This is a genomic window from Pedobacter yulinensis (assembly GCF_003029735.1).
In the GTDB taxonomy this organism is placed as follows: Bacteria; Bacteroidota; Bacteroidia; order Sphingobacteriales; family Sphingobacteriaceae; genus Pedobacter; species Pedobacter yulinensis.
Window position 1 is genome coordinate 388,342 of the sequence record NZ_KZ686270.1, and the last position, 15,180, is coordinate 403,521.

13 protein-coding genes are annotated in these 15,180 nt (G+C 49.5%); 8 read left to right on the forward strand and 5 right to left on the reverse strand.

Annotation, left to right across the window (positions count from 1 at the left end; all coding sequences use genetic code 11):
* Positions 1-112: 112 nt before the first annotated feature.
* From C7T94_RS16220 to rpsT, 3 genes are all read right to left on the reverse strand, one after another.
* Positions 113-961 (reverse strand): endonuclease/exonuclease/phosphatase family protein, encoded by an 849-nt coding sequence (locus tag C7T94_RS16220; RefSeq protein WP_107216541.1) that lies wholly within the window; start codon positions 959-961, stop codon positions 113-115.
* A gap of 686 nt (positions 962-1,647) precedes the next feature.
* Positions 1,648-2,352, reverse strand: a complete 705-nt coding sequence (gene radC, locus C7T94_RS16225) for a RadC family protein (RefSeq protein WP_107216803.1) — start codon at positions 2,350-2,352, stop codon at positions 1,648-1,650.
* A 146-nt stretch (positions 2,353-2,498) separates the two neighbouring features.
* Positions 2,499-2,753, reverse strand: a complete 255-nt coding sequence (gene rpsT, locus C7T94_RS16230) for a 30S ribosomal protein S20 (protein WP_107216543.1) — start codon at positions 2,751-2,753, stop codon at positions 2,499-2,501.
* A gap of 201 nt (positions 2,754-2,954) precedes the next feature.
* Here rpsT and purN point away from each other — a divergent pair, with 201 nt between their 5' ends.
* The 7 genes from purN (at position 2,955) to rodA (ending at position 11,021) form a co-directional block, all read left to right on the forward strand.
* The gene (gene purN / locus C7T94_RS16235; protein WP_107216544.1) at positions 2,955-3,533 is read left to right on the forward strand and encodes a phosphoribosylglycinamide formyltransferase; all 579 of its coding nucleotides are present in this window, start codon (positions 2,955-2,957) and stop codon (positions 3,531-3,533) included.
* Between the two features lie 132 nt (positions 3,534-3,665).
* The gene (purH, locus tag C7T94_RS16240; RefSeq protein WP_107216546.1) at positions 3,666-5,192 is read left to right on the forward strand and encodes a bifunctional phosphoribosylaminoimidazolecarboxamide formyltransferase/IMP cyclohydrolase; all 1,527 of its coding nucleotides are present in this window, start codon (positions 3,666-3,668) and stop codon (positions 5,190-5,192) included.
* Between the two features lie 122 nt (positions 5,193-5,314).
* Positions 5,315-6,337 carry a rod shape-determining protein gene (locus C7T94_RS16245; protein WP_107216548.1) on the forward strand — a complete coding sequence of 341 codons (1,023 nt, stop codon included), beginning with the start codon at positions 5,315-5,317 and terminating at the stop codon, positions 6,335-6,337.
* 124 nt (positions 6,338-6,461) lie between these two features.
* Positions 6,462-7,301: a rod shape-determining protein MreC gene (gene mreC / locus C7T94_RS16250; protein ID WP_107216550.1), complete on the forward strand. Its 840-nt coding sequence runs from the start codon at positions 6,462-6,464 to the stop codon at positions 7,299-7,301.
* Positions 7,294-7,809, forward strand: a complete 516-nt coding sequence (locus C7T94_RS16255; RefSeq protein WP_107216552.1) for a rod shape-determining protein MreD — start codon at positions 7,294-7,296, stop codon at positions 7,807-7,809. The genes mreC and C7T94_RS16255 overlap by 8 nt, the downstream gene beginning before the upstream one ends.
* Complete coding sequence (gene mrdA, locus C7T94_RS16260) at positions 7,810-9,759, forward strand: penicillin-binding protein 2 (RefSeq protein WP_107216553.1); 1,950 nt, start codon at positions 7,810-7,812, stop codon at positions 9,757-9,759.
* Complete coding sequence (gene rodA / locus C7T94_RS16265) at positions 9,756-11,021, forward strand: rod shape-determining protein RodA (RefSeq protein WP_107216555.1); 1,266 nt, start codon at positions 9,756-9,758, stop codon at positions 11,019-11,021. Before mrdA ends, rodA begins: the two co-directional genes overlap by 4 nt.
* A gap of 175 nt (positions 11,022-11,196) precedes the next feature.
* On the opposite strand, the gene C7T94_RS16270 is transcribed toward rodA, so the two are convergent.
* Positions 11,197-12,369, reverse strand: coding sequence for a hypothetical protein (locus tag C7T94_RS16270; protein WP_107216557.1), 1,173 nt, complete (start codon positions 12,367-12,369; stop codon positions 11,197-11,199).
* Between the two features lie 96 nt (positions 12,370-12,465).
* Here C7T94_RS16270 and C7T94_RS16275 point away from each other — a divergent pair, with 96 nt between their 5' ends.
* Complete coding sequence (locus tag C7T94_RS16275; RefSeq protein ID WP_107216559.1) at positions 12,466-13,041, forward strand: thymidine kinase; 576 nt, start codon at positions 12,466-12,468, stop codon at positions 13,039-13,041.
* Positions 13,042-13,061: 20 nt separating this feature from the next.
* Here C7T94_RS16275 and C7T94_RS16280 read toward each other — a convergent pair whose 3' ends face one another.
* Complete coding sequence (locus C7T94_RS16280) at positions 13,062-15,101, reverse strand: tetratricopeptide repeat-containing sensor histidine kinase (protein ID WP_107216561.1); 2,040 nt, start codon at positions 15,099-15,101, stop codon at positions 13,062-13,064.
* Positions 15,102-15,180 lie beyond the last annotated feature (79 nt).

The window sequence follows — 15,180 nt, forward strand, 5'->3', positions numbered from 1 at the left end:
AGCAGGCTTGTACGCCCGCAAATAAGCTGCAAAGATAGTATTTAAGCGCCAAATGACACAGGCAACCGGCTATTTTGCAGCACGGGAATGAAAGCAGGTATCGGCTCGGGCACTAGAAATACAGCCTGGCAAATACCGGGAGGTGATCTGAGAAATAATGCCGGTCCTTGCTGTCACTCAGCACGGCAAATTTCTGAACCCTGAAGGCCTTATTAACGAAGATGTAATCGATCCGCTGGTTAAGTGGGCTGTTGAAATTAAACGCATTGAATGTGCCCTCGGGGCCATAAGGCGGCTCGGCCGATATGGCCTTTGTATCTTGTAGAAAAGAGGTAATTGTACTGATCGCTTCACTGTCTGGTGTAACATTGAGGTCGCCTGTAAATATTACCGGGAGGTTGGGTGCAAGCTCCTGTATCTTGCGCTTCAGCAATTTCGCTGATTCGATCCTTGCCTGTATACCGATGTGGTCATAATGTGTATTGAAAACGATAAACGTCTTTTTATTTAGCTGGTCATAAAGTTTGGCCCAGCTGCAAACCCGGTTAAGGGCAGCATCCCAGCCTTTCGACGGGACATCGGGTGTTTCAGACAACCAGAAAGTTCCGCCGTCTTTTTTATCAAACCTGGTTTTGCGAAAGTAGACGGCTGAAAATTCGCCCTTACGTTTGCCGTCATCACGGCCGGCTCCCACCGCATCAAAGCCGGTCCCCTCTAAAAGCGCGTCGTATTGCTCAGGCAGGGCTTCCTGAACACACAGAATATCGGTATCATGAAACCGGATCAGTGCTTTGACGTTGTCTTTCCGGTTTGGCCACGCGTTCTCCCCGTCGCTGGCTACATTCAGCCTGATGTTGTAAGACAGTACATTAATGGGCACGTTTCCTTTTTGAGCGGACGCCGCTTTGCTGCCGCCCAGCAAAATAGTCGATAGCAGGAAATAACGCAGGTAAGTATTCATATCAAATGGTGTGAGGCGCCAAATTAAGCTTTTTATCATTTCGGCCAAAGCAGGAATTACAATCTGCCCGCAAGCCGGCCAGACAGCGGGAAGCAGCCAATGGGAGCCTCGTATCGATAAGCAGACAAATGAAACACAAAGCCTTGCACAACGGGGCAGCAGTACGGCCTTGTGGGAAACACTGCTCATCACTGCATGCTGATGTTCAGCGACCGGAGACATAAACACCAGGCGCTGACAGATTAGAACAGGTGAGGACCCGATAACAGCCAGATAGTGCAATCAGGGCTGCCGGTGCGCCTGTGGCAGGCCTCGGGGAAATTGATATCGGGGAAGATCGCAGTTATGAACAAAACAAGCGGCAAGCCTCAACTGTGCGTTTTAGATTTGCCAACAGGCGTAAGAAAGCTGCGATCGAAGCCTTTCTTCCAGGAGCCTGCGTACGTCAAACAAAATAGACTTAAATCCAATTGCCGCCAGCTTTATTTGAAAAACGGGCGACCACAATCATACAATGCCTGGTTACCTGCAAATCTGAACGGACTCAAACCTGTACACCCTCTGGTTATCAAAAACGAGACATCGCGCCGCAAAACCCATGTCTTAAATGGAATACGACTAAGATTGGCTTGCTGCAGCTTTTCTCTACGCGCCTGATGCTCATGTTTAGTCCCCGCTTTACAACCTCAGGCCTCAAGAAGACCCTCATCACGGAAACTGCAGTAACCGGCGGCGCCGATAATTATGTGGTCCATGACCGGTATGCCCATTACCTGGCCGGCGCTGCGCAGGCGGCGGGTAAGTGCAATATCTTCTGCACTTGGCGTAATGCTGCCTGAAGGATGATTATGCGCCAGGATGATATAGGCTGCGCCGTTCTCCAGCGCCGTTCTGAAAATGATTTTCGGGTCTGCAACAGTAGCAGACTGGCCCCCGTGGCTGATGAGTTTTAGACCCTTGATCAAACTAGCCCTGTTTAGCATCAGAATCCAGAACTCTTCATGATCCAGATCTGAAAGATGTGGGTGCAGGGCGCGATATGCATCGCGAGAACATTCCAGTTTATTGCAAGCAGGAACCGGAAGTTCAGAACGCCGGCGTCCCAGTTCCAGCGCTGCCACCACAGACATCGCCTTCGCTTCGCCGATACCCTTAAACCGGCAAAGATCCCTGACAGATAACATTCCGAGCTGACTGAGATTGTTGCCGTATGCTGCAAGCATTCGTTTGCTCAGATCTACAGCCGTTTCGTTCTTACTTCCCGAACCGATCAAAATAGCGATCAGTTCGGCATCGGTAAGATGCCTTCTGCCATGCCCCATTAATTTTTCTCTCGGGCGGTCTGCTTCAGCCCAATGTTTGATACCGATTCGTTGATCGGCCGCGCTCATATCTATTACCCTGCAACCCATACCCAAATATATATATTTTTCTTTGAAAAACATATTTTATCTGAAAAAGAAAACAATAATTTTTCAGCAAACAAAAAAACGGGATACACTTGCGCATATCCCGTTATATGATAATGAGTTACTACCTACTGCAGGCCGTTAACGAATCTTGTCAGTTTTGACTTGTTGTTGGCAGCTTTATTTTTGTGAATAACGTTTTTCTTGGCCAAACGATCCAACATCGAAATTACTTTCGGCAAAAGTTCTGAAGCTGTTTTTTTATCTTCAGCCGCACGTAACCTCTTGATGAAGGTACGGGTGGTCTTAGCCTGATACCGGTTGCGTAAACGTTTCGCTGCGTTAGCCCTTATTCTTTTTAAAGCTGATTTATGATTTGCCATTGTAATTTAGCCTTTTGTCTTTTCTTTTTTTTCGGACTGCAAATATAGAAGTTATCTTTTTAACTTGCAATACATCAGCAAGAAATATTTTGATCAGCGCGTCACAATCACGCTTCACCCAACTCCTTCACCGCCCAAAAAAACCACATCCGCCGCGAGAATCTGTGGTAAAATGTTATTTTTGACCTAAAACAGCCGCACGTGAAAAAACGAATTGCCATATTCGCCTCCGGGTCAGGATCCAATGCTCAAAAACTGATGGAGCATTTCAAAAGAAGCGCAGATGCTGAAATTGCCCTGGTGCTTTCCAACAACCCAGAAGCATATGTATTGCAGCGCGCCGATAATTTCGAAATTCCCTCTCATGTTTTTGACCGGCATGAATTTTATGAAACCGACCAGGTCATAGACCTGCTTAAAAATCTCGACATCGACTTTATTGTCCTGGCTGGTTTCCTCTGGCTTATTCCGCAGCGGCTCATTTCAGCCTATGCCGGGCGCATTGTGAACATTCATCCGGCCATTTTGCCAAAATATGGCGGCAAGGGCATGTATGGAGACCATGTTCACAAAGCGGTGCTCGCTGCCGGCGAAACTGAAGGCGGCATTACGATTCATTATGTAAATGAGCACTATGATGAGGGCGAATACATTTACCAGGCACGATACAGGATTGATAAGGACGACAGTATCGAAATGGTGAAATTTAAAGGCCAGCAACTGGAGCACCAGCACTATCCCCGGGTGGTCGAAAGTCTGATGAAAAAGATCAGGAAGTAAGCGCTTCAAAGGCCGAAACAAACTGAAAGTCAATGGCCTGCGCAGAAGTGCGCCGGGAAAATGCTTTCTGCGTTTTTGATTCAGAATTCTCGTTCAAAAAACCTAATTTTGCGGCTCAAATTCCAGTAACAAATGAGTCAACCGATCAAAATCAAAAACGCTTTAATTTCAGTTTATTATAAAGACGGCCTGGAGCCCCTGGTTAAGCTTCTTGCAGCCAACGGCGTCCAGTTGTTTTCTACAGGCGGCACAGAACAGTTTATAAAAGACCTGCAATTGCCTGTTACAGCCGTTGAAGATTTGACCGGTTATCCATCTATACTCGGCGGTCGCGTTAAGACCCTCCACCCTAAAGTTTTTGGCGGCATTTTGAACCGCCGGGGTTTAGCCCAGGACCAGGAGCAGATCAGCCAATATGAAATACCTGAAATTGACCTGGTTATTGTTGACCTTTATCCGTTCGAAGAAACGGTTGCAGCAGGTGGTTCTGCAGAAGAGATTATTGAAAAAATTGACATTGGTGGTATATCGCTGATCCGTGCGGCAGCGAAAAACTTTAACGATGTGGTCATCATTGCCTCCAAAGATGATTATTCTTCATTGCTGGCGCAGCTGGAAACGCAAGAAGGTGCCACCACGCTGGCACAACGCAGGGAATATGCCCGCAAAGCTTTTCATGTATCTTCGCACTACGATACGGCCATCTTCAATTATTTCAATGCCGAAGAGCCGCTTCCGGTTTTCAAACAAAGCGTAAAACAGGCCAGGGCGCTCCGGTATGGCGAAAACCCACACCAGCAGGGCATTTTTTACGGCGACCTGGACAGCATGTTTACCAAACTGAACGGTAAAGAGTTGTCTTACAACAACCTGGTCGACGTAGATGCCGCGGTAAGCTTGATCGATGAGTTCGATGCGCCTACGTTTGCGATATTGAAGCACACGAACGCCTGTGGGATTGCCTCCCGTGAAACCGTCCTGCAGGCCTGGAAAGATGCGCTTGCCTGTGACCCCGTATCTGCCTTTGGCGGCGTACTGATTACCAACCGCGAGGTTGACCTCGCTACTGCAGAAGAAATCAACAAGCTGTTTTTCGAAGTACTGATTGCCCCGGCTTATCAGCAGGAAGCAATTGACCTGTTCAGCACCAAAAAGAACCGCGTTATCCTGAAGCGGAACAATGTTGAGCTGAGCAAAAAGCAGTTCAAGACCTTACTCAATGGGGTTATCGAGCAAGATAAGGACCTCACCATCGAGGGACCTGCGCAAATGACGACAGTTACCGAGAAAGCGCCAACTGCCGCAGAACTTGAAGACCTCTATTTTGCAAACAAGATTGTAAAGCACACAAAATCCAACACCATCGTGCTGGTTAAAGACGGTGTGCTGGTGGCAAGCGGTGTTGGGCAGACCTCGCGCGTAGACGCACTCAGACAGGCGATTGAAAAAGCTGCTTCGTTTAACTTTAGCGTAAAAGGCGCCGTAATGGCTTCTGACGCTTTTTTTCCGTTTCCTGATTGCGTGGAAATTGCAGCCGATGCCGGAATTACCGCAGTGCTGCAGCCTGGCGGCTCTATCAAGGACGCCGACTCTGTAGCCAAGGCAAATGAAAAGGGGATTGCAATGGTAACAACCGGCATCCGACATTTCAAACATTAAAAAAATCTGGTTCAACGTGCCCTTATAAACAACGTTCTTTTTATACACGGGCACAATAAAAAGATTAGTTTTTCATTAGGAATAGTATAAATTTGTTAACATCACATATTACCTTCATATAAATGGGTCTATTCAATTGGTTTACACAGGAAGTCGCTATCGACCTCGGTACGGCAAATACCTTAATAATACATAATGACAAGGTCGTTGTAGACGAGCCTTCGATCGTCGCCTTCGACCGCGCAACCAATAAAGTCATTGCCATTGGCCGGCAGGCCATGCAGATGGAAGGTAAAACCCACGACAACATCAAAACGGTACGGCCGCTGAAAGACGGGGTTATTGCAGATTTCAATGCTGCAGAAGCCATGATCAAGGGAATGATCCGCATGCTGAACGGCGGCAAAGGCTGGATGTTCCCGTCTTTGCGTATGGTGATCTGTATCCCATCGGGCATTACAGAGGTGGAAAAACGGGCCGTTCGCGATTCTGCCGAAATTGCCGGCGCAAAAGAAGTTTACCTCATCCATGAGCCAATGGCTGCAGCTGTCGGGATTGGCATTGATGTAGAAGAGCCGATGGGCAATATGATCATCGATATCGGCGGCGGAACGACAGAAATTGCTGTTATTGCACTTTCAGGCATTGTTTGCGACCAGTCTATCCGGGTTGCAGGCGACAATTTCGATTCTGATATCGTTAACTACATCCGCAGGCAGCACAACATCATGATCGGTGACCGTACAGCCGAAAAGATCAAAATTGAGGTCGGTGCTTCACTGCCCGAGTTACAGGACCCGCCTGCAGATTTTGCCGTTCAGGGACGCGACCTGATGACAGGTGTACCGAAACAGATCACGGTTTCGTACACCGAAATTGCCCACTGCCTGGACAAGTCCATCTCAAAGATCGAAGAAGCCATTCTTAAGGCCCTGGAAATTACGCCCCCCGAGCTTTCTGCAGATATTTACCAGACCGGCATTTACCTGACGGGCGGCGGTGCTTTGTTGAGGGGTCTTGATAAACGCGTAGCTTCGAAAACGAAATTACCGGTGCACGTAGCAGAAGACCCGCTGCGCGCAGTGGTTCGCGGAACTGGCATCGCTCTCAAAAATATCGGAAATTATAAATTCTTAATGCAGTAAAGAGGAACACCCTGACAGCTAACCCTGCGCTGGCAAGTTTAACATCACATGCCCGCACCATACGGAGCCGGCACCGCTTTTCGTTTACTGTCAAACCTCTGCCTAATGATCATACTTTGAAACAATGCGTAACCTTTGGATTTTCTTAAGCAGATATAACGCATTCTTCTTCCTGATCATTTTCCTTGTAGCGGGTATTGTGCTAACCGTTAAAAACAACGCATATCAGCGCAGCATTACGCTGAACTCGACAAACGCTGTTGTCGGCGGCGCCTACGAACGGCTCAATATCGTGAAACGTTACCTGAACCTGGGCATGGTCAATGACAGCCTGGCGCGGGAAAACGCCCTGCTCAAAACAGAACTCCTTGCGTTGCGAACAGTAGACAGCGCAAAAGATGTGACGGTTAAGGACACCACGCTCCAGGTACAGTACACATACCTGCCGGCCAAGGTGATCAAAAATTCCTTTACCCTGCGCAACAACATCATCACCATCAATAAAGGGCGGTTGGATGGTCTCCAGCCCGATATGGCTGTAATTTCGCCCGGGCAGGGGGTCATTGGCCTGATACGTGACGTATCCGATCACCTGGCTACCGTACGTTCGCTGCTGCATAAGGATACGCGCATCAGTGTGGCCATCAAGAAAAACAATGCGCTCGGCTCTCTCGTATGGGGTGACCGCAACTTCGATATCCGGAAAGCGTTTGTAACCGACATTCCAAATCACGTAAAAATGGTGGTAGGCGATACGATCATTACTTCGGGTGCGGGCGAGTTCCCGGTGGGTATTCCAGTGGGCCGCGTTCGCAAGACAAACATCAGCACAGGAGATAACTTTCTGGCCGCCGAGGTCACTCTGTTTAACGATTTCAGCAACCTGCAATATGTTTATGTGATCAAGAACAAGTACGCCCGCGAACAGAAACTTCTTGAACAAAATAGCAAAACTGATGAATAGCCGGGTCGTGATCATAAATATTGTGCGCTGGTTGCTGCTTTTCTTTGTGCAGATCTTCCTGCTGCGCAACCTGGGTTTTTACAACCTCTCGACCCCATTCATTTACGTCTTGTTTGTGCTGGCGCTGCCTTTCGGCATGCCAAATCTGCTGCTTTACCTGCTTGCTTTCGGCACCGGCATTGCAATGGATGCGTTTTATGATACCCTCGGTGTTCATGCCACCGCCTGCGCGGTGCTGGCCTTTGTCAGGATTTCCTTTATTTCTGTTACAGTTAACCGGGATGGATTTGACGAGCCCGAGCCCTCGCTTAGCGCAATGGGATTCAAATGGTTTGGCCTTTACGCGCTGCTCTGCATATTTTTTCACCACCTGGTTGTGTTTTTTTTAGAGGCTTTCAGGCTGAGCGAGCTCGGTTATACGCTGGGAAGATGTCTTGTAAGTTGTATATTTACCTTGTTCCTGGTGCTGCTGGCCCAGTTCATCTTTTATAAAAGGAAGTCGCGGTAAATGAATAATCTTTTCAACAGGAAATACGTAGTTCAGGGTGTTTTTATCGTTGTACTGCTGATCCTGGTTGCCAAGCTTTTTTATATCCAGATTGCCAGCGACAAGTACTTCATCTCGGCAAACAGCAATGTGCTTCGCAACATTTTCACCTACCCTGCAAGGGGCGCCATTCTTGATCGCAATGGCCACGTGCTGGTACAGAATGAGCCGGTTTACGACCTGATGGTTACGCCCAAAGAGGTCAAGCCATTTGATACGCTCGATCTGTGCCGGACCATCGGTATTGATAAAAAAAAGTTTGACAAAAACTGGCGCAAGGCCATTTCCCAGAATGGATACCGGGAAAGTATTTTCGAAAAACAACTATCAGTACAGGTCTATGCGCGCCTGCAGGAAAAACTGGGCCGGTACAGCGGCTTCCGGGTACAAAAGCGTACCGTGCGCCAATATCCGGACAGCGTGGGCGGACAGCTTTTCGGTTATGTTAAAGAGGTGAGCGAAAAGGATATTAAAAACTCTGGTGGTTATTACCGCATGGGCGATTACATCGGCAAAAGCGGTCTGGAAATGAGTTACGAAGAAGTGCTCCGCGGCCAGCGCGGCATAACTCGTATGATTTACGATGTGCACAATGTAGCCCAGGGAAGTTATGCGAATGGCGAATTTGACACCTTGGCTGTTTCAGGTGCCCAACTTATTTCCGGTATCGACATCAAGCTGCAAAAGCTTGGCGAGAAACTTATGCAGAACAAGGTGGGCGCCATCGTTGCCATTGAACCCGCCACCGGCGAAATACTCTCATTTGTCAGCAGCCCCTCTTACGATCCCAATCTTACCGTGGGACGCGACTGGGGGAACAATTACATGAAACTCTTTGCAAACCCTTACCGGGTATTTAACAGCAGGCCCATTCAGGGCATGTATCCGCCGGGGTCGTCTTTCAAACCGATCGATGCACTCATCGGCATGCAGGAGGGCGTAATTGATCCGAATACAACATTCTTTTGCCCGGGTTTTTACCAGGCAGGCAGGCACCGGGTTCGCTGCGAACATGTCGACGGCAACACCAACCTCAGGCGGGGACTGGCCCGCAGCTGTAATACGTATGCCTGTTACATCTTTCAAAAGCTGCTGACGCGGAAAGGCATGAAAAGCCAGCGTGCCATGTATGGCGACTGGGAAGAAAAAATCAGGAAATTCGGCTTTGGCCATAAACTGGAGATCGACCTGCCTTACGAACGTAAAGGAATCTTTTACACCGAAGAAGAATATAATAAACGCTGGGGCAAACGCTGGGGATACACAACGGTCATTTCGCTGGCCATTGGCCAGGGAGAGATCACCGCAACACCGCTGCAAATGGCCAATGCCATGGCAATCATAGCCAACCGTGGTTATTACTACCGGCCGCACATTATCAAAAGCGTTGGCGATAACCGCGAAATTGACGAGAAATACCGCAGCAAAAACTTTGCAGGTGTAGATGCACGGCATTATGAACCAGTTATCGACGGCATGGAAGATGCTGTGAACGCGGGGTACGGCACCGCTTATGCATCGCGGGTACCCAACATCCTGCTCTGCGGAAAAACCGGAACCGTGCAAAATCCACATGGTAAAAACCATGCGGTATTCATTGGTTTCGCACCCCGGGTTAACCCGAAAATTGCAATTGCCGTCATTGTGGAAAATGCCGGCTACGGCGGGTCTTATGCTGCACCGATAGCCAGTTATATGGTTGAACAGTACCTGACAGACAGCATTTCGCCGGGCCGCCGCGCCCAGGCCGACTGGATGATGCAGCAAAACCTCCTCCCAGCGCTAAAAACCAAAGTAAAACCGGGCCGGATTGATACCATCAGGAACAGGATTGATACGGCCAGAAAAAAGCCTGACACAGGCTCCCGCAAGACAACTACACAGCCTACGAAAGCCGAACGCAAGCCATGAAAGCACAACAGGGAAACAGATTCTTCTTTAATGTAGACTGGATTACGGTCATGCTCTACATAACATTATGTGCGATTGGCTGGGTCAATATCTATGCTGCAGTGTACAATCCTGAAAAAGCTGATGTTTTCGACTTCTCGGCAAATTACGGCCGCCAACTCATTTTTATTATTTCAGGCCTGGTTCTTGGCTTTTCGCTGCTGCTTTTTGACGGGAAGTTCTTCAACATTTTTTCGCCGGTTATTTATGGCATCACCATCCTGCTGCTCATTGCCGTACTTTTTATTGGCCGGAATGTAGGCGGCAACCAGGCATGGATCCCGATCGGCTCTTTCAGGCTTCAGCCTTCAGAATTTGCAAAATTCGGCACAGCCCTGCTGCTTTCCCGGTACGTAAGCACGTTCAGCCCCAAGTTTCGCGACCTTAAATCGATCGCCATCGCAGCCGCCATCGTAGCCACTCCTCTGCTGCTGATCCTGAAACAGCCCGATACCGGTTCTGCGCTCGTGTTCCTTGCCTTTATGTTTCCCCTGTACCGTGAGGGGCTTTCAGGGTACTTCCTGCTTGTTTTTTTAGGTATGATCGTACTGTTCGTGGCCGACTTCCTCGTTCCCTATAAAATTCTGATACCTGTCATCGTCGCTGCCGGCGTCGCCTTCATTTACTTTAACCGCCGGCGGCCTAAAAATATGTTTGCCGGATTGGTGGTTACGCTGGTGGCTGTTGCTTACCTCTTTCTCGTCAAGCTGGCTTACGATAAGGTTCTGGAACCGCACCAGCGTTCGCGTATCGAGATCATTCTCGGCCTGAAAACGGATCCTAAAGGTGCCGGGTATAATGTAAATCAGTCTAAAATTGCGATTGGATCAGGACAGGCTTTAGGGCGTGGGTTTTTGCAGGGAACACAGACAAAATACGGGTATGTGCCAGAACAAAGCACCGATTTTATTTTCTCTACAGTGGGCGAAGAATGGGGGTTTGCCGGCTGTACCGTCGTTGTTCTCCTGTATTGTTTACTGTTGCTCAGACTGGTAAACCTGGCAGAACGGCAACGTTCTGCATTTTCAAGGGTATACGGTTATGCGGTAGCATGTATTCTCTTTTTTCACGTGTTCATCAATATTGGCATGACGATAGGCATTGTGCCTGTAATCGGCATTCCACTGCCTTTTTTGAGCTACGGCGGCTCCTCGCTGTGGAGTTTCACCATCCTGCTTTTCATTTTTTTGAAACTGGATTCAAACCGGATGGGCTTTATTTAACGGCAGGTGCCGGGTGCCGAAAGATCACAGTCTTTTCTGAAAGCAGGGCTTAAAGAGCAAAGAACCGGTAGCCCCGCTGTCTGTTATGGCCTTCGTTCCTCAGGGGCCGCCACGCCCATCGGGTTTAGCCGGCAACACCTGTTACCCTGATCAGGCGCCGCCGCCGGCAAAGCGCCTAAGCCGGAAAACGCCTGCGCAACAATTCATACAGTTTGTCTACCGTGAGCTGCTTGGCAGCCCAGTTATTCTTTGCAGCATAATTTTTCTGCAGAAATGAGTCGGCCGCGTCAAAACCGTTCATTTTATTGACCAAATCAATGGCTTCAGAGTAAGCGAGGTTGTAGCCGTTAAAAAGTTCGCGGATAAAGAGCAGTTTATCATTCAGGCTAATGGCTTGTTTCAGGTCTGCGATAGGTGCCTGCCCACCCTCCTGTTGTTTTTCGCCGGCTTCGCGATTCCTGGCGAACAACTCGTTAATGTTTAATTTCTTCTCTTCCGCCGCCAGCTGTTCAACTTGCAGGGGGGCAGCGGGATGTACCGGATTCTGCGCGGCGTAAACTGGTTCGTCAGGTGCTTCGTTTACAGGTACCTGTTGGCGTGACATCGTTCCCGGCTCTGAAACGGGTCCTTTTGCAGGTGCAGATTGTACCGGCCAGGTCCCGGCCTGGTCTTCGTTAATGGTCCCGCCTTTCAAAGGTTCGTCTTGCTCAGGCCAGGCATGCGGCGCAACGTCGTTTGTTGATACGAGAAAAGGTTCAGGGCCTATTTCGTCTTCGTCATCTGCAGCAACGGCATCCTCATTCCATCCTTCCGGTACGCGCACGGACGTGATATCAACCCGGGCTTCATCTTCCTCTGCTCCTGCAATCTGCTCCAGACGCTCTTCATTCTCTGCAAGAGGCGCCTCTATCTCGGCATCTGACCAGTTGGCCGGTTCTGTACGCTCATTGATAATGAACTCAAACGATTGATGTGAATCGTCAGGTTTGAAGATATCACGGTCAAACTCGGGCCTGGCTGGGGCAGTCTCCGCTTCGGTTGTTTCGGCCGTTGCCACCGGCTGAACCGGTGCTTCTACGACCGCTGCGCCCGGTTCGGTGCCTATGGCGGTTTCTGCCGACGGCTGGAAATCGCCAGCCGGTGCAACAGCTGCCGGCTGGTGCGCGCTCTTCTCGTTTAGTTTTTTAATAATGGCGGCATGATCGGCCAGGAAATTTGCATTGGCCAGGAACAATTCGACCTCAAGACCCCCGAGTTTTTCAGGACTTTCGGCAAGGTAAGCGTATTGTTCGTTGAGTTCGTCGAGAATTGTTCCCAGTTTTCTAAAAATTTCCTGTTGGTTCATCATGCTATATTAACGCCCAAAGGGCCCTTTTGTTGGTAACTTGCGCTCCAAAAATAGCACAAAATTCCGAAATTAGCCGGCCGGAACAAGGCACGACACATGTTATTCAGCGAACAGAAATCAAGAAGAGGGGCATTTACAGGCAGCATCGAGGTGATTTGCGGATCCATGTTCTCAGGAAAAACGGAAGAGTTGCTCAGGCGGCTTAAGCGTGCCCAGATTGCCAGGCTCGAAGTCGAGATCTTCAAGCCTGTTACAGACACCCGTTATGATGACATTGCAGTGGTTTCGCACGATCTGAATTCCATTCAATCTACACCCGTTCAAAACGCTCAGGCAATTCTGTTACTAGGTGCCAACACCCAGGTTGTTGGTATTGATGAAGCGCAGTTTTTTGATCAGGACTTGCCCGAAGTTTGTAACAAACTTGCGCAGAAAGGTGTACGCGTGATCGTCGCAGGCCTGGACATGGACTTTCAGGGACGCCCGTTCGGGCCAGTTCCTGCACTTATGGCGATTGCCGAGCACATCACTAAAGTTCATGCTGTCTGCGTTTGCTGTGGCAGCGCCGCTATGTATTCGTTCCGGAAGGTAGCCAACAGCGCGCGCGTCATGCTCGGCGAAAAAGAAAGTTATGAGCCCCGGTGCCGCGTGTGCTTTCATACCGAGGCGTAGCGCTGACACCTGCCTTGTGGCTAATGAACGGCCAGTTCGTAACGCGCAGGCAGATCTATGGTGGCAATCGTGCCCGGAACCCCTTTTTCCCGCGTACCAATATTAAAGCTGGCGCGCGCATCACGGTAAAGGTTGTTTAACATCGAAACGCGTTCGCGGATTGCGGAAAGTCCGATTGATTTTCCCTTCACCGTATCGCCGAGTGCGGCAGGTTTGGACGCCTGCATGCCCACCCCGTCGTCTTCTACAACGAACCGTATCCCGTTGTCGGTTTGCTTCAGCACAATGTCAATCTGCGTTCCGTTTCCAGCCTGTAAACCATGATGAATCGAATTCTCTATCAACGGCTGCACGAGCATTGGCGGCAGCATCAGCCCTGCCAGATCAATTTCGGGATCAACCCGAAAAGAATAACCAAACCGGTGGTCGAAACGGATCGATTCCAGTTCTGCATACAGCTTCAGCACTTTCCATTCCCGTTCAGCAGGTACCAGGCTCTGCGTGGAATTTTCAAGGATGAGCCTGCTTAACGCGGCAAATTTCTGGATCAGACGGCTCGCGGTGCGCGCATCGTTATCGAGCACATAAGACTCAATCGAATTCAGTACATTAAAAATAAAGTGCGGGTTCATTTGTGCGCGAATGGCCTTCAGTTCGCTTTCAGAAAGTCTGCTCCGGTGCAGCAGTTCCCGCTCTTTTGCTTCAGCTTCTTTTTGCCTGAGCCGGTGTGTAAGCCGCAATTGCCTGATCCTGAACCGGTAAACGATGATGAGAAAGCCAGATACCAGCAAGACCCCAATAATTGCACCATACAGCCACATTTGCCTGATTTTGAACTTGTTCAGTTCGATCTGTTTGTCCCGTAACCGGAGCTCGCGTAACGACTCCAGCCGGGCAAGTTTATTTTTATTTTCCTGCGAGTAAATGGAGTCGTTCAGTCTGACGGCAAGTTTCATGTTGATGAGGGCCTCCCTGTACCTGCCGGTTGCTTCCTGAACCTGAGCAAGATTGTCGGCAAAGTAGGCAAGGTTATCCGGGTCTTTGACCAGACGGCTCATGGCCATCGTCTTTGTCAAAAAATATGCGGCTTTAGACAATAGCGCCGCCTTGGTCGCAGCATTAAGCTGTACCGGCCGGCCGCCTATACTGTCATGCAGCGCCATTGCAGCATACGTGCCGCCAATATTCCCAAGATTGGTAATCGCTTCCAGGCGTTTCGGATTACTGGACTCAAAAAGCGTTTGTGCATGCAACAGGAGGGCAATCTTGCGTTGTTTATCACGCTCAAACAGCAGTGCGTAATGGCTCAGTACCGTGGCTTCTGCAAAGCTGTCGCCTGTCCTCCTCGCCAAGCCTAAAGCAGCCCGGTAATGCGCTTCGCCCGCGGCAGGATGTCCCTGTGCAACAAGAACGTTTCCCATCATATCCAGAACGTCGGCAGTCTGCAACAGGTCTTCGCTCTTCCTGGCAATTGCAAGGGCTTTGCGGCAATAGAATATGGCGCGATCATAATTTTGCTGCGCAAAAAACAAGGAGACCACATTGTTATAACAAAGCGATATTAAACTCCGGTCTGTCGTCTTCTCAGCTTCAGCAATGGCAAGGAGGGTATAACGGAGGGCCCGTACATTGTCTGAGACGTGCTGGTAGGCCGCACCGATATTATTCAGGCTTGCCGCTACATTGCGCGTATGGCCGAGCTGTTTATAAATCGTATAGGCAGAATCATAATGACTGATCGACTCCAGGTCACGCCCATCATAACTCATGAGATTCCCTTTATTGGTGTGAAAAGCGGCAATACCCTTGGCCCACCTCAGCCGTTCGGCCAGCCGGCTTCCCTGGCGGGTGAAATACCAGGACGAATCGGTATCAAAAAAACGGTAGGTATCTGCCAGATGATACATTGTTTTTACAAGACCTGTATCCTGCTTTGCCCCTGCCAGGGCGCCGCGCAGGGAATCGATCTTTGAACGCGGCTGCCTCGCCGCAAGCGGCGCCGTATACACCGCGAGCGCCAACCCGATCAATACCATTCTCAGTAGCTGTGTTTTTTTCATAGGTGGCAACTTTGGGAAAGGCAACGCGCTGTACAAAAGCCAGTTGCTGCCTGCTTAAAAGTAGTTAAAATCAGACGGC

Excerpts from the sequence above, each read along its gene's own strand:
- C7T94_RS16220 (WP_107216541.1), bottom strand. The coding sequence starts at position 961 with ATGAATACTTACCTGCGTTATTTCCTGCTATCGACTATTTTGCTGGGC.
- radC (WP_107216803.1), bottom strand. The coding sequence starts at position 2,352 with ATGAGCGCGGCCGATCAACGAATCGGTATCAAACATTGGGCTGAAGCA.
- rpsT (WP_107216543.1), bottom strand. The coding sequence starts at position 2,753 with ATGGCAAATCATAAATCAGCTTTAAAAAGAATAAGGGCTAACGCAGCG.
- purH (WP_107216546.1), top strand. The coding sequence starts at position 3,666 with ATGAGTCAACCGATCAAAATCAAAAACGCTTTAATTTCAGTTTATTAT.
- C7T94_RS16245 (WP_107216548.1), top strand. The coding sequence starts at position 5,315 with ATGGGTCTATTCAATTGGTTTACACAGGAAGTCGCTATCGACCTCGGT.
- mreC (WP_107216550.1), top strand. The coding sequence starts at position 6,462 with ATGCGTAACCTTTGGATTTTCTTAAGCAGATATAACGCATTCTTCTTC.
- C7T94_RS16255 (WP_107216552.1), top strand. The coding sequence starts at position 7,294 with ATGAATAGCCGGGTCGTGATCATAAATATTGTGCGCTGGTTGCTGCTT.
- mrdA (WP_107216553.1), top strand. The coding sequence starts at position 7,810 with ATGAATAATCTTTTCAACAGGAAATACGTAGTTCAGGGTGTTTTTATC.
- rodA (WP_107216555.1), top strand. The coding sequence starts at position 9,756 with ATGAAAGCACAACAGGGAAACAGATTCTTCTTTAATGTAGACTGGATT.
- C7T94_RS16270 (WP_107216557.1), bottom strand. The coding sequence starts at position 12,369 with ATGATGAACCAACAGGAAATTTTTAGAAAACTGGGAACAATTCTCGAC.
- C7T94_RS16275 (WP_107216559.1), top strand. The coding sequence starts at position 12,466 with ATGTTATTCAGCGAACAGAAATCAAGAAGAGGGGCATTTACAGGCAGC.
- C7T94_RS16280 (WP_107216561.1), bottom strand. The coding sequence starts at position 15,101 with ATGAAAAAAACACAGCTACTGAGAATGGTATTGATCGGGTTGGCGCTC.